A 13,949-nucleotide genomic window follows, 5' to 3' on the forward strand; every position below is an offset into this window, starting at 1 on the left:
CTCAGAACTCGATGCGCTCGCGACGGGTGGCGCGCAGCATGACCACGGACACGATCAGGGTGAGGAGCAGCATGACCACGCCCATGGCGCAGGCGTAGCCGCTCCGGCCGTACAGCAGGAAGTTGCGCATCATCACGGTCGACATGACCTCGCTGTGGTGGTCGGGGCCACCGCCGTAGTCGCCGGCGGTCATGGTGGAGACCAGGATGAACATGTCCATCGCCGCGATGCCGAGGTAGACCCAGGCGGTCTGCACGGAGTCCCACAGCAGGGGCAGGGTGATGCGGAAGAAGGACTGGGTGCGGCTCGCCCCGTCGATCAGGGCGGCCTCGTAGATGTCACGCGGAATGGACTGCATGGCGGCCGAGAAGAGCACCAGATAGAAGCCGACGCCGTGCCAGACGACCACCGCCATGAGGGCCCACAGCACGACGTTCGGCTCGTTGAGCCATTCCACGGGATTCTGGCTGTCGACCAGTCCGAGTTTGATCAGGGCGCCGTTGAGCATTCCGCCGCCGTCGCTGCGGTAGACCGCCCCGAAGAGCACGGCCAGGATGGCCAGCGAAAGGACCTGCGGGAAGAAGTAGATGACCCGGTAGTACTTCGATCCGGCGACTCCCGAGACGCCTCCGGAACGTCCGCGTCCGCCCGCGTTCAGCATGAAGGCGAAGAACAGCGCGAGCAGAATGGTGATCACCGGGATGAACACCAGGAACAGGATGTTGTGCCAGATGGCACCCATGAAGACGTCGTCCTTGAACAACGCCGTGTAGTTGTCCAGCCCGACGAAGTCGAAGCTCTGCGACTGTCCCTTCCAGTCGGTCAGTGAATAACCGAAGGTCTGGATGTACGGCCAGATCACGAAGATCAGGTAGAGCGCCACGGGAAAGAGGAGAAATCCCGCGACGAACCGGTGCTGCCCTTTGCGCATGGCGTTCCTGCCCCTGGGTGTGGCCGCCGCGGGCCGGGATTCCTCCGGGCCCGCGGCGGTCGTCGGCCGAGCGAGATCAGTCGCGGCGGTTCTTCTTCGAGGCCGGGTCCTTGGCCTGCTTGTCGACCGCCGCCTGGGCGCGCTTGAGCCATTCCCTGGGCTGGATACGCTTGGCCATCAGCTCGTTGGACGCGTTCTCGATGGCGGTGCCCATCTCGCTGTACCACTCGGTGTACAGGAAACGGAACGTGTTGTCGCCGGCCGCCTTGGAGGCCTCGACGGTGGACTGGGTGCCCGGCCGCAGCTGCACGCCCGGGTCGACGCCGTCCTTGAGGATGGTCAGCGAGTTCGCCTCCTTGGCGAAGATGGTCGACCACTCCTTGGAGAGCATCATCCGCATGAACTCCTTGGCCGCGGGGAGGTTCTTGGCCTTGGACGGGATGATGAAGGGCTCGCCGGAACCGGCCCGGATCGCCTCGAAGGGCAGCGCGCTGTCCGCGAGCACCGGCATCGGCAGGAACTTCATGTCGAAGTCCTCCGGTGTCGTCTTGAGCTGTTCGTTCTCGAGCCAGGAGCCGCTGGTGATGAAGGCGGCCTTGTACTGGTTCCAGCGTGTCTGCGACTCGGTGTGGGTCAGGCCGTTCGTGCCGGGCATCAAGTAGCCCTTCTCGACGACCTCGTAGACGGCCTCGATGGCCTCGGTGGCGGCGTCGGAGCCGACGAACGCCTTGGGATCGAGGTTGTCGATCGCCTTCATGGCGTCCAGACCGCCCTTCTTGGCGATCAGGTCCATGATGGCGACGTTGATGTAGTACGGGAACTTGCCCTGGTGCGCGAGGCCGCCGATGCCCTGGGACCTGGCGTCCTTGCAGACGGCGAGGAAGTCGTCCCAGGTCTTGGGCGCCTCCCAGCCCTTCTCCTCGAAGAGCTTGCCGGAGTACCACAGACCCCACACCGTGTAGATGTAGTTGAGGGCGACGACCTTGCCCTCCTGCATGCCGGCGTCGAGCGTGCCGGGAATGAGGGTGTCGCGGACCTTCACGTCCGGGTCGTCGGCCGAGGGGGCGTCCAGCACTTCGGCGAGGTCGAGGAGCTGGCCGTTCTTGTGCAGGACGTCGATCGGGATCTGCTGGGCGCCCGAGTCGTCGACGATGTCCGGCGGATTGCCGGCGTTGAACCGCGGCTGGAGTTTGCCGGTGATCTCCTGGGTGCCGGTGTGGACGGAGGTGACGCCCCTCTTCTTCTCGAAGTCGGCCTCCCACGCCTTGGCGTAGTCGTCGCCGTAGCCGCCCTTGAAGATGACGATGTCGAGTTTGCTGCCCTCCTTGACGCCGAACGGGTTGGATTCGGACGTCTTGCCCTCGTTGTCGCCGGAATTGTCTTCCCCGCCCCCGCTGGCACACGCGGACAGGAAGCTCATCGCGGGTACGGAAACCAGGCCGAGCGCGGCGGACCGCTTGATCAGTGCGCGGCGTCCCACGCCGGTCGTGCTGTTGTCACCGGTGCCGTTGTTCTCGGCGGAAGTGGATCCCATGCTCAAGTCCTCGCCTTCTCCAGGACTCAGGCGGTGAACCGGATCCTCCCCGGCACCGCGTTCGGGTCACGCTGGGTCGTGCAGGAAGTACGGCCGTACAGGGTTCGGGTGCGGTGAAGACGCCCCGGAGTGCCGACAGGTATAGTCCACTTCACGCCGACGGAGCAAGATCGAATGCAAGGTTCCCCTCCGGTCTTTTCCGAGTTGAGACCTCGCGGAAAGACAAGCCTGCCGGTGCGCTGCCCTGCGGAGAAATCCTTGCCACCTCCCCCGAAGGCCGCATTCAACCCCCTTGACATCACGGGCGACTTGACCCACTACTGGTCCTTGCGCATCGTGATTGACAACGTTGTCCAGCGCAGGGAAGGTGCTCGCGCATGCAACCAAGGGTTCGGCACAGATGGGGAACGGCGGTCGTCGCGACGACCGCCTTTGCTTTGGCCGCGGGCTCACAGGGCGTCGCGGTCGCCCTGCCCACGGCGCCGAAGAAGGCCGACCGGGAGTTCGCTTCGTCCTTCGAGGCCGGCCAGCCGGCTCCGGACTGGCTGAACACCGTGGACACCACCCGGGGCGGCGCCAAGCGCGCCTCGGGCGTGGACGGCGGCTTCACGTCCGGTATCCCGGGCAATGTCACCCACCGTGTCACGGACGTCCGGGCCAGCGGGGAGAACACCGGCGGCAAGGAGGTGAAGGGGAACCTCTTCGACGGTGAGTCCGCCACCAAGTGGCTGACCTTCGCGCCGACCGGCTGGATCGAGTTCGACCTGGACGAGCCGACGGAGATCGTCACGTACGCCCTCACCTCGGCCAACGACCACGACGAGCGCGACCCCGTGGACTGGACGCTGGAGGGCTCGGCGGACGGCGAGGACTGGCAGACCCTGGACACCCGCTCCGGGGAGTCCTTCGCGGAGCGGTTCGAGACCAAGACGTACGACCTCGCCGAGCCGGCGAAGTTCCGGCACTGGCGTGTGGAGTTCACCAGGAACAAGGGAGCGGACGACGCCCTCCAGCTCGCCGAGATCCAGCTGTCCACCGGCATCGCCGACCCCATACCTCAGGACATGCTCTCGCTCGTCGACCGCGGCCCGGCCGGCTCGCCGACCGCGAAGGCGGACGCCGGCTTCACCGGCAAGCGCGCCCTCAGGTACGCCGGCCGGCACACCACGGAGGGCCGGGCCTACTCGTACAACAAGGTCTTCGACGTCCATGTGAAGGTCGACCGCCGTACGGAGCTGTCCTACAAGATCTTCCCGTCGATGGCGGACCGGGACCTCGACTACGACGCCACGAACGTCTCCGTCGACCTGGCCTTCACCGACGGCACCCATCTGAGCGACCTGAGGGCGACGGACCAGCACGGCTTCCCGCTGTCGCCGCGCGGCCAGGGCGACTCCAAGGTCCTGTACGTCAACCAGTGGAACAGCGTGCGCTCCGCGATCGGCTCGGTGGCCGCCGGCAAGACCGTCGACCGGATCCTGGTCGCCTACGACTCCCCCAAGGGCCCGGCGAAGTTCCGGGGCTGGCTGGACGACGTGGAGCTGAAGCGGGTGGCGCCCGAGCGGCCGAAGGCCCATCTGTCCGACTACGCGGTGACGACCCGGGGCACCAACTCCAGCGGCAGCTTCTCGCGCGGCAACACCTTCCCGGCCACGGCCGTGCCGCACGGATTCAACTTCTGGACCCCGGTCACCAACGCCCGCTCGACGAGCTGGCTGTACGACTACGCGAGCGGCAACAACGACGACAACCTCCCGACCGTCCAGGCCTTCAGCGCGAGCCACGAGCCCAGCCCGTGGATGGGTGACCGGCAGACCTTCCAGGTGATGCCCTCGGTCGCCTCCGGCACCCCGGACCTCGGACGCGAGGCGCGTGAGCTGGCCTTCCGGCACGAGAACGAGACCGCGCGGCCGTACTACTACGGGGTGCGGTTCGAGAACGGGCTGAAGGCGGAGATGACGCCGACGGACCACGCCGCGATGATGCGCTTCACCTTCCCCGGTGACGACGCGAGCGTACTGTTCGACAACGCCGGCGACGAGAACGTCCCGGAACGCGGCGGTCTGACCCTCGACAAGGACAACGGCACCTTCACCGGCTACTCGGACGTCAAGTCCGGCGGGTCCACGGGAGCGACCCGGCTGTTCGTGTACGGAAAGTTCGACAGCAGGGTCACCGGCGGGGACTCCAGCGGCCTCAAGGGCCACCTGCGCTTCGACGCCGGCCGGGACCGCACGGTGACCCTGCGCCTGGCCACCTCGCTGATCAGCGTCGACCAGGCGAAGGACAACCTGCGCCAGGAGCTGCCGGAGCGCGCCTCCTTCGAGAAGGTCAAGCGCGACGCGCAGCGCCAGTGGGACCGGATCCTCGGCAAGGTGGAGGTCGAGGGCGCCACCCCGGACCAGCTGACCACGCTGTACTCCAGCCTGTACCGGCTGTACCTGTACCCGAACTCGGGCCACGAGAAGGTGGACGGGAAGTACCGGTACGCCTCTCCCTTCTCGAAGGCGGAAGGGCCCGACACCCCGACGCAGACCGGGGCGAAGATCGTCGACGGCAAGGTGTACGTCAACAACGGCTTCTGGGACACCTACCGGACCACCTGGCCGGCGTACTCCTTCCTGACCCCGTCCAAGGCCGCCGAGCTGGCGGACGGGTTCGTGCAGCACTACAAGGACGGCGGCTGGACCTCCCGCTGGTCCTCCCCGGGCTACGCGGACCTGATGACCGGCACCTCCTCCGACGTCGCGTTCGCGGACGCCTACGTCAAGGGCGTCGACCTCGACGCGAAGACGGCGTACGACGCGGCGGTGAAGAACGCCACCGTGGTGCCCCCGTCCTCCGGTGTGGGCCGCAAGGGCATGGCCACCTCGCCGTTCCTCGGCTACACGAGCGTCGAGACGCACGAGGGCATGTCGTGGGCGCTGGAGGGCTTCCTCAACGACTACGGCATCGCCAAGATGGGCGAGGCCCTTCACAAGAGGACCGGTGAGAAGCGCTACAAGGAGGAGGCCGCGTACTTCCTCGACCGCGCCCAGGACTACGTCAACCTCTTCGACTCCGAGGCCGGGTTCTTCCAGGGCCGCGACCTCGAGGGCGACTGGCGCGTGGAGTCCTCGAAGTACGACCCGCGCATCTGGGGCCACGACTACACCGAGACCAACGGCTGGGGCTACGCCTTCACCGCCCCGCAGGACAGCCTCGGCCTGGCCAACCTCTACGGCGGCCGCAAGGGCCTCGCGGACAAGCTCGACGAGTACCTGTCCACGCCCGAGACGGCCGCCCCGGAGTTCAAGGGCTCCTACGGCGGGGTCATCCACGAGATGATCGAGGCGCGGGACGTCCGGATGGGCATGTACGGCCACTCCAACCAGGTCGCCCACCACGCCCTGTACATGTACGACGCGGCCGGGCAGCCCTGGAAGACGCAGTCGAACGTGCGCGAGGTGCTCTCCCGCCTCTACACCGGCAGCGACATCGGCCAGGGCTACCACGGTGACGAGGACAACGGCGAGCAGTCGGCCTGGTACCTGTTCTCCTCGCTCGGCTTCTACCCGCTGGTCATGGGCAGCGGCGAGTACGCCATCGGCTCCCCGCTGTTCAAGAAGATGACCGTGCACCTGGAGAACGGCCGCGATCTGGTCGTCAAGGCGCCGAAGAACAGCGCGAAGAACGTGTACGTGCAGGGGCTGAAGGTCAACGGCAAGCGCTGGACGTCCACTTCGCTGCCGCACTCGGTGATCGCCCGGGGCGGGGTCCTGGAGTTCGACATGGGCCCGCGTCCGTCGTCGTGGGGCACGGGCAAGAACGCGGCGCCCGTCTCGATCACCCGGGACGACGAGGTGCCCACGCCTCGCCAGGACGCGCTCGAGGGCGGGGGCGAACTGTTCGACAACACGTCGGAGACCGGGGCCACGGTGTCCACCGTGGAGCTTCCCGTCACCGGGGACACCGAGGCGGTGCAGTACACGCTGACGTCCGGGGACCACACCGAGGCGCCGACGGGCTGGACGCTGCAGGGGTCCGTCGACGGGGAGACATGGACGGACCTGGACCGGCGGACGGACGAGACCTTCCGCTGGGACCGCCAGACCCGCGCCTTCTCGGTGGACCGACCGAAGGCCTACGGCCACTACCGGCTGGTGCTGACCGGCGAGGCCACGCTGACGGAGGTGGAACTGCTGAGCTGAGCTGAGCCGACCTCCGCTCACACGGCGGGTCCGGGGCATGCCCCGGACCCGCCGTTCTCGTATGTCTCCCCAGGCCGACAGGTATCTCTCCGGTCCCCCGTACACCAGAATGGGAGCGGTCCCGGAGCCCTCCGGGAGGCGCCTGCACGCGTGGGAGAGAGGGCGGGAATGACGGACCCCGGGGACTACGACGCGGCCTGGCTGCCCTCCGGCGCGTTCCGCGCGGCCGGCAGCCGGCGCTCGCCGGTCCGCGCCGCGGGACCGCTCGCGGACACGGTGTACCGGGAACTGGCCGACGCCTGCGAGCGGTTCGGCGGGCAGGTCGTACGCGGCGGTGACGGGGACGCGGGCTGCCGCACGAGCGGCTGACCCGGGTGAACGCCGGGTACGCGCATCTGCTGACGGACAACCGCGGCCAGGGCGACCAGTACGGCTGCGGCGGCGACACCCCCGATCCGCACGCCACCGCGCCCGGCGGCCCCGGCCCCGCCGGTACGCGGCCTGCTCGACCCGCGGGACTACCACTGCCGCCGCCTGATCACCGACGCGGTGCACGCGGTGGCCGCCGTCCGCGCACTGCCGGGTGTGGACTCCTCCCGGGTCACGGCGGTGGGCAACAGCCAGGGCGGCGGACTCGCGCTGGCGGTGGCCGGCCTGGTGCCGGATGTGGCGGCCGTCCTGGTCACCGCGCCCCTCCTGTGCGGCATCCGGCGTGCCCTCGACCTCACGGTCGTGCCCCCGTACGGAGAGATCACCGCCTACCTCTCGGTGCACCGGGACGCCGGGGAGGCCGCCCGCCGCACGCTGTCCTACGTCGAAGGCGTCTCCTTCGCCCGCCGCGCGCAGGCCCCGGCCCGCTTCGGGGTCGCCTGCGGGACACGGTCTGCCCGCCGAGCGGGGCGTACGCCGCGTTCAACCGGTACGCGGAACGGACGGCCGCGGACCCGGAGAAGGTGCTCCACGCCTACCCGTTCAACGGACACGAGGGCGGGGACGTGGTGCACGTACGGCGGCAACTGGACCGGCTGGAGCGGGTGCTGGGCCGCTGAAGGCGGGGGCGGTTCAGCCGGCCCTGCGGGACAGGGACGTCACATCGTCACCAGCGGAGTCGTGGACGGAGCCGGGGCCGTAGTCGGAGCCGGACCCGTGGACGGAACCGGACCCGTGGACGGAACCGGACCCGTGGACGGAGCCGGACTCGGGGCCGGGGACCGAGGTGCCGAACGCCGTGTTCCGCCCCGGATACCGGGGACCGTGGTGGCTCGCGGGGCGCACCGTCACGTCCTCGCCGCGGTACGTCACTTCGACGCCCCACGCACTGCCGGACGCCTGGCCGGGCGGGAGGGTCCGGCCGGGCAACGGCGCCTCGGCGCCGCGGGTGACGGCCGCACCGGACGGGTGGCCGCTCCTGCTCACGAGCAGGCCGAGGGCCGGGACGGTGGCCAGCAGGAGGACGAGCACGAGGAACAGGGCTCTGGTGCGGGTGGGGAGCAGGGGCCCGGGGGCCGCCTCCACCCCTGTTGCAGTCCTGGTCATGACACACCTGCCCTCGACTGGTGGGTTGCCGGTGCCTTCAGGGGTGCGCGGGTCGGGCGGGGTGGCAGTGCGACCGTCGGCGGGTTCCGGTCCGCCGAGCGTGGGAGCGCTCCCACCCCGCCCCTGAGGGACGGTAGCGCCGAGTGACGCTCTTGTAAACGGGTGCCGCGCCGGAGAGTGCCCGCGCCGGTCAGTCGGGGGCGTCGAGCAGCCACTCGATGTCGTCGCCCGCCGGCCCTCCCTCGAGGATGCGGACGACCTCCACCAGCGTTCGGTCCCCGCCCGGTACGCTCAGCGCCGCCCGCACGATGGCCACGGCGTCCTCCCGCAGACGGGTGCCCCGTAGATCGACGGGGCGTCCGAGCTGCTCCGCCAGCAGCGCCGCGAACTGCGCCCTGCCCTGCGGCGTGTCCATGCACGACAGCTCGCACAGACCGTCGGTCAGCAGGCCCAGCCTCAGCAGGCCTCGTGACCGGTCGTCGGCCGGCGAAGACCCCTGAGAACCCACACGAGGACGTTCCCCCCGGCTCCGGGAGCCGGGGGCGAACCCCTGCGGCCCGGAGTACGCCGGACGGCTGCCCGGCCGGAGTTCCGGGACCACCGGGTCCCGGTCGGAACGCGCGCGGGCACCGTCCGCCCCGGTCCGGGAGCCGGGGACGAACCCCTGCGGCCCGGAGTACGCCGGACGGGGGCTCTTCGTGACCGGATCGGGGGCGTTCGTCACGGGGCCGGGGCGCGTCGCGCCGTGGTCGCACGGCGTGAGTCCGCGGCGTATCTCCCCGGCGGCCAGGTGCCCCTCGAAGACCTCGACGACCGACAGCAGCGCGCGAGTGCCGTCGCTCCCGTGCATCAGCGCGGCCCGTACGATCGCCACCACGTCCTCCCGCTGACGCACACCCCGGAGGTCGATCCGTCGCCCGAACAGGTCGCCCAGTACCGCGGCGAACTGCGCCCGGCTTCCCGCGTCCTCCATGCACGTCAGTCCGGTCAGCACCTCGGTGAGCACCAGCAGAGGGGTCCGCGTCGCGTGCGGTGTCCGCGGCTCGCGGCGTTCCTCGGGGCGCGGAAAGCCGGCAGGGAGCGGGGCGGAGGCCGGGCCGACGGGTGCGGGGTCCGGGGCGCGTGCGGACGAGGGCGGCGGCCCCGCGTCCCGCCCGGCCGTGGGCACCGCTTCCGTGTCCTGCCCCCCGCCGGACGACAGGGCGGGCCGGGCGAGGACCGACCGTGCCAGCACGACCCGGTGCTCCAGCTCGGCCCACATCTGCGGGCGCTGCCGGACGCCGGCGTCGCGCAGTTCCTCGTACACGTAGTCGTACAGTTCATGGACGCTGATTACGCCGTCCCGGTCTCGGTCCGCCTCGCCGCTGCGCAGGCCCTTGACGAGGGCACCGGTGAACCGGGAGGGCTCCGGGCCCAGTTCGGTGACCCGCTCGCCCTCCCACGCGTACTCGGTGCGGTTGGTCGCGGTGAGCACCACGCGGCCGTGTCCGGCCAGTTCGTCCCCGACGTGGACCGTGGTGTCGCCCTTGCTGCCGGTCAGGAAGGCGCCGCTGTAACAGCAGTCGAGGAGCAGGACGATGGAACGCGCCCGGCACAGGTTCATCTGCCGCCGCACGAACTGGGCGGGTACGGAGGTGGAGGCGAGGAGTCGCTGGTCGGTGTCGGCGGCGGCGAAGTGCAGTTCACCGTCGTCGTTCTTGAGGCCGTGGCAGGAGATGTGCAGCAGCAGCAGGTCGTCCCGGCGGCGGTCGAGGAAGAAGTGCTCGATGGCCTGGGTGACCTCGTGATGGGCCCGGTCGACGGCCGTGGTGACCTCGAAGCCGCCGATCCGGGGGTCCGCGAGCACCTCCGCCAGTTCCCGGGCGTCCCTGGCGGGTGAACGCAGTCGTCTCAGCGCCTCGTTGTGGTACCGGCCCGTCGCGACGAGCAGGGCGTGGCGGCCTGCGGACATGGTCGTGGTTCCGTCACTCGCCCTGGCCGCCGGCCGGTTCCGGTTCCGGGCCGTGCGCGGCCAGGAAGGCGTCGATGAGCCGCTGCTGCTCGGCGGAGGAGACGGCCTCCACGTCCAGGGTGTCGTCCCCCAGGGTGATGCTGACGGTGCGGACCGGGCGGGTCTCGATCCAGGTGCGCACCAGGTCGAGGACCGAACGCAGCACGAAGGGGGCCGCGGTGACGGCGAGCGCCCCGACCGTGATCGCGTCGACGGGCTTGGCCCCGGCCGGAATATCCCCGGAACGGCTCAGTTCGACGCCGTCCACGTCCAGTTCGAGCAACCGCTCGCGCAACTGGAGTGCCAGCTCGTCGAGTTCTTCCTGGTCGCTGTCCTGCCCGCCGGCCAGGACAAGCTGCATGCGTTCCGTGCGGCCCACCGCCACCCCCGTCGTCCGCTGGGTTCTCAGCGTACAGCGGGGCGACGGCGAGGGCCGCATCCCCGGCACGGGGATGCGGCCCTCGACTGCCCTGCCCTGTCGTCTACTTGCGGATCAGGCTGCGCAGCACGTACTGCAGGATGCCGCCGTTGCGGTAGTAGTCGGCCTCACCCGGGGTGTCGATGCGGACGACCGCGTCGAACTCGATGCCCTTGTCGGTGGTGACCTTCACCGTGCGCGGGGTGGTGCCCTCGTTGAGCTCGGTGACGCCGGAGACGGAGAAGGTCTCCTCACCGGTCAGGCCGAGGGACTCGGCGGTGTGGCCCTCCGGGAACTGCAGCGGCAGGACGCCCATGCCGATGAGGTTCGAACGGTGGATGCGCTCGTAGGACTCGGCGATGACGGCCTTGACGCCGAGCAGCGCGGTGCCCTTGGCGGCCCAGTCGCGGGAGGAGCCGGAGCCGTACTCCTTGCCGGCCAGGACGACCAGCGGGATGCCCTGCTCGATGTAGTTGCGGGAGGCGTCGTAGATGAACGACACCGGGCCGTCCGCCTGCGTGAAGTCGCGGGTGTAGCCGCCCTCGGTGCCCGGCGCGATCTGGTTGCGCAGGCGGATGTTGGCGAACGTGCCGCGGATCATGACCTCGTGGTTGCCGCGGCGCGAGCCGTAGCTGTTGAAGTCGCGGCGCTCGATGCCGTGCTCCGTGAGGTACTTGCCGGCCGGGGTGTCGGCCTTGATGGCGCCGGCCGGGGAGATGTGGTCGGTGGTGACCGAGTCGCCCAGCTTGGCGAGGACACGGGCGCCGGAGATGTCCTCGACCGGGGCCGGCTCCATGCCCATGCCCTCGAAGTACGGGGGCTTGCGCACGTAGGTGGACTCGGCGTCCCACTCGAAGGTGTCGCCGGTCGGGATGGACAGCGCCTGCCACTGGGCGTCACCGGCGAAGACGTCGGCGTAGGACTTGGAGAACATGTCGCTGCCGATGGCGTTCGCCACGACGTCGTTGACCTCGGCCTCGGAGGGCCAGATGTCCTTCAGGAAGACCGGGTTGTTGTCCTGGTCGTATCCGAGTGCCTCGCGGGTGATGTCCACCTTCATGGAGCCGGCGAGGGCGTAGGCGACGACCAGCGGCGGGGACGCCAGGTAGTTCATCTTGACGTCGGGGTTGATCCGGCCCTCGAAGTTGCGGTTGCCGGAGAGCACCGACGTCACGGCCAGGTCGTGCTCGTTGACCGCCTGGGAGACCTCGTCCGGCAGCGGGCCGGAGTTGCCGATGCAGGTGGTGCAGCCGTAACCGACGAGGTTGAAGCCCACCTTGTCGAGGTAGGGGGTCAGGCCCGCCTTCTCGAAGTAGTCGGTGACGACCTTGGAGCCCGGGGCGAGGGTGGTCTTGACCCACGGCTTGCGGGTCAGGCCCTTCTCCACCGCCTTCTTGGCCACCAGCGCGGCGGCCACCATGACGTACGGGTTGGAGGTGTTGGTACAGGAGGTGATCGCCGCGACCGTCACCGCGCCGTGGTCGAGGGTGTAGGTCGTGCCGTCGGCGGCGGTGATCTCGACCGGGTGGGAGGGGGAGCCGTTGGAGATGGCCGGGGCGTCGGAGGCCGGGAAGGACTCCTTGCTGGCCTCGTCGACGTCACCGCCGTCCTTGACGTAGTTACGCACGTCCTGGGCGAACTGGGCCTTGGCGTCGGCGAGGACGATGCGGTCCTGCGGGCGCTTCGGGCCGGCGATCGACGGGACGACCGTGGCCAGGTCGAGTTCGAGCTTCTCGGAGAAGTCCGGCTCGGCGTGCGGGTCCAGCCAGAGGCCCTGCTCCTTGGCGTAGGCCTCGACGAGGGCGACCTGCTGGTCACTGCGGCCGGTCAGCCGCATATAGTTCAGCGTCTCGTCGTCCACGGGGAAGATCGCGGCGGTGGAGCCGAACTCCGGCGACATGTTGCCGATGGTGGCGCGGTTGGCGAGGGAGGTGGCGGCCACGCCCTCGCCGTAGAACTCGACGAACTTGCCGACCACGCCGTGCTTGCGCAGCATCTCGGTGATGGTGAGCACCAGGTCGGTGGCGGTGGTGCCCGGCTTGAGCTCACCGGTCAGCTTGAAGCCGACGACGCGCGGGATCAGCATGGAGACGGGCTGGCCGAGCATGGCGGCCTCGGCCTCGATGCCGCCGACGCCCCAGCCGAGGACGCCGAGGCCGTTGACCATGGTGGTGTGCGAGTCGGTGCCGACCAGGGTGTCGGGGTAGGCCTTGCCGTCACGGGTCATGACGACGCGGGCCAGGTGCTCGATGTTCACCTGGTGGACGATGCCGGTGCCGGGCGGGACGACCTTGAAGTCGTCGAAGGCGGTCTGGCCCCAGCGCAGGAACTGGTAACGCTCGCGGTTGCGGCCGTACTCCAGGTCGACGTTCTGCTTGAAGGCGTCGGGGGTACCGAACTTGTCCGCGATGACGGAGTGGTCGATGACCATCTCGGCCGGGGAGAGGGGGTTGATCTTGTTCGGGTCGCCGCCCAGCTCCTTGACGGCCTCACGCATGGTGGCGAGGTCGACGACACAGGGCACGCCGGTGAAGTCCTGCATGATCACGCGCGCCGGCGTGAACTGGATCTCCTGCGCCGGCTGGGCCTGGGAGTCCCAGCCGCCCAGGGCGCGGATGTGGTCGGCGGTGATGTTGGCGCCGTCCTCGGTGCGGAGCAGGTTCTCCAGCAGCACCTTCAGGCTGTAGGGAAGGCGCGCGGAGCCCTCGACCTTGTCCAGCCGGAAGATCTCGTACGACTCGTCGCCCACCTGCAGCGTGCTGCGGGCGTCGAAGCTGTTCGCCGACACGACAGTCTCCTTCATTGATGTGCGCGTACGTACCACCGCATCCTGCCGCCACGCCGCCCTGGCCGATCCGCTAAGGTAAGGCTAAGTTAGGTAACCCTCACCAGGGTGGCGGCTGCGGTGCGCCTCGGCAGTTATCTCGATGTCGAGATAACTCTAGTACACGCGGACGGAATGGTCATGCCCGGGCCAGGGTCGGCCGCGCAGCCATCCACGCCCGCCTCAGTCAACCCGCTCGCGCGGGTGATCGCACGGGGATGCACCCAACCGCCCGCCCATGCCCCGGCCGCCGGTGAACGCCGCCCGCCTCCGCGAGTACCCGGAGCGCACGCTCCCACCACCGGAACCCCCACCGCCACACCCGGCCTCCGCTCGCCGCGCCGCCCGCCCTCACCCGCCGTGCCCGGGGCCGCGCCTGTCATCAGCGCGCCCGGACGGGGTACCCGGCTGATACGGAGTCAGTTCCGGACGGACGGATACCGGCAGACGAATCCGGACGGACTGATACCGGCAGACGAATACGGACAATTTCAGATAGGCGCAGGCAGACACAGGCAGATAGGGA

General features: G+C 69.5%; 8 protein-coding genes and 1 pseudogene. 3 read left to right on the forward strand and 6 right to left on the reverse strand.

Annotation, left to right across the window (positions count from 1 at the left end):
* Nucleotide 1: 1 nt before the first annotated feature.
* Complete coding sequence (locus tag HTV45_RS23125; protein ID WP_215207772.1) at nt 2-931, reverse strand: carbohydrate ABC transporter permease; 930 nt, start codon at nt 929-931, stop codon at nt 2-4.
* A gap of 76 nt (nt 932-1,007) precedes the next feature.
* Nucleotides 1,008-2,465 (reverse strand): N-acetylglucosamine/diacetylchitobiose ABC transporter substrate-binding protein, encoded by a 1,458-nt coding sequence (gene ngcE, locus HTV45_RS23130; protein ID WP_215207773.1) that lies wholly within the window; start codon nt 2,463-2,465, stop codon nt 1,008-1,010.
* A 377-nt stretch (nt 2,466-2,842) separates the two neighbouring features.
* On the opposite strand from ngcE, the gene HTV45_RS23135 reads away from it, so the two are divergent.
* From HTV45_RS23135 to HTV45_RS23145, 3 genes and pseudogenes are all read left to right on the forward strand, one after another.
* Nucleotides 2,843-6,655 carry a GH92 family glycosyl hydrolase gene (locus HTV45_RS23135; RefSeq protein ID WP_215207774.1) on the forward strand — a complete coding sequence of 1,271 codons (3,813 nt, stop codon included), beginning with the start codon at nt 2,843-2,845 and terminating at the stop codon, nt 6,653-6,655.
* Between the two features lie 168 nt (nt 6,656-6,823).
* Entirely contained in the window at nt 6,824-7,024 is a 201-nt protein-coding gene (locus tag HTV45_RS23140) for a DUF3786 domain-containing protein (protein ID WP_215207775.1), read from the forward strand.
* Nucleotides 6,994-7,704, forward strand: a pseudogene (locus HTV45_RS23145) (acetylxylan esterase); the annotation flags it as partial. The gene HTV45_RS23140 and the pseudogene HTV45_RS23145, both read left to right, overlap by 31 nt.
* Nucleotides 7,705-7,717: 13 nt before the next feature.
* Here the strand turns inward: HTV45_RS23145 and HTV45_RS23150 are convergent.
* The 4 genes from HTV45_RS23150 to acnA form a co-directional block, all read right to left on the reverse strand.
* A complete protein-coding gene (locus HTV45_RS23150; RefSeq protein ID WP_215207776.1) occupies nt 7,718-8,191 on the reverse strand; it encodes a hypothetical protein in 474 nt (157 codons plus the stop codon).
* 190 nt (nt 8,192-8,381) lie between these two features.
* Entirely contained in the window at nt 8,382-10,142 is a 1,761-nt protein-coding gene (locus tag HTV45_RS34440; protein ID WP_251692606.1) for a caspase family protein, read from the reverse strand.
* Between the two features lie 13 nt (nt 10,143-10,155).
* A complete protein-coding gene (locus HTV45_RS23160) occupies nt 10,156-10,542 on the reverse strand; it encodes a hypothetical protein (protein WP_215207777.1) in 387 nt (128 codons plus the stop codon).
* A 121-nt stretch (nt 10,543-10,663) separates the two neighbouring features.
* A complete protein-coding gene (gene acnA / locus HTV45_RS23165; RefSeq protein WP_308309732.1) occupies nt 10,664-13,387 on the reverse strand; it encodes an aconitate hydratase AcnA in 2,724 nt (907 codons plus the stop codon).
* Nucleotides 13,388-13,949: the final 562 nt, after the last annotated feature.

Origin of the sequence: Streptomyces sp. CHD11, assembly GCF_018638295.1 — a bacterium.
Lineage (GTDB): Bacteria > Actinomycetota > Actinomycetes > Streptomycetales > Streptomycetaceae > Streptomyces.

Coding starts and splice junctions, on each gene's coding strand:
- HTV45_RS23125 (WP_215207772.1), bottom strand. CDS start 931: ATGCGCAAAGGGCAGCACCGGTTCGTCGCGGGATTTCTCCTCTTTCCC.
- ngcE (WP_215207773.1), bottom strand. CDS start 2,465: ATGGGATCCACTTCCGCCGAGAACAACGGCACCGGTGACAACAGCACG.
- HTV45_RS23135 (WP_215207774.1), top strand. CDS start 2,843: ATGCAACCAAGGGTTCGGCACAGATGGGGAACGGCGGTCGTCGCGACG.
- HTV45_RS23140 (WP_215207775.1), top strand. CDS start 6,824: ATGACGGACCCCGGGGACTACGACGCGGCCTGGCTGCCCTCCGGCGCG.
- HTV45_RS23150 (WP_215207776.1), bottom strand. CDS start 8,191: ATGACCAGGACTGCAACAGGGGTGGAGGCGGCCCCCGGGCCCCTGCTC.
- HTV45_RS34440 (WP_251692606.1), bottom strand. CDS start 10,142: ATGTCCGCAGGCCGCCACGCCCTGCTCGTCGCGACGGGCCGGTACCAC.
- HTV45_RS23160 (WP_215207777.1), bottom strand. CDS start 10,542: ATGCAGCTTGTCCTGGCCGGCGGGCAGGACAGCGACCAGGAAGAACTC.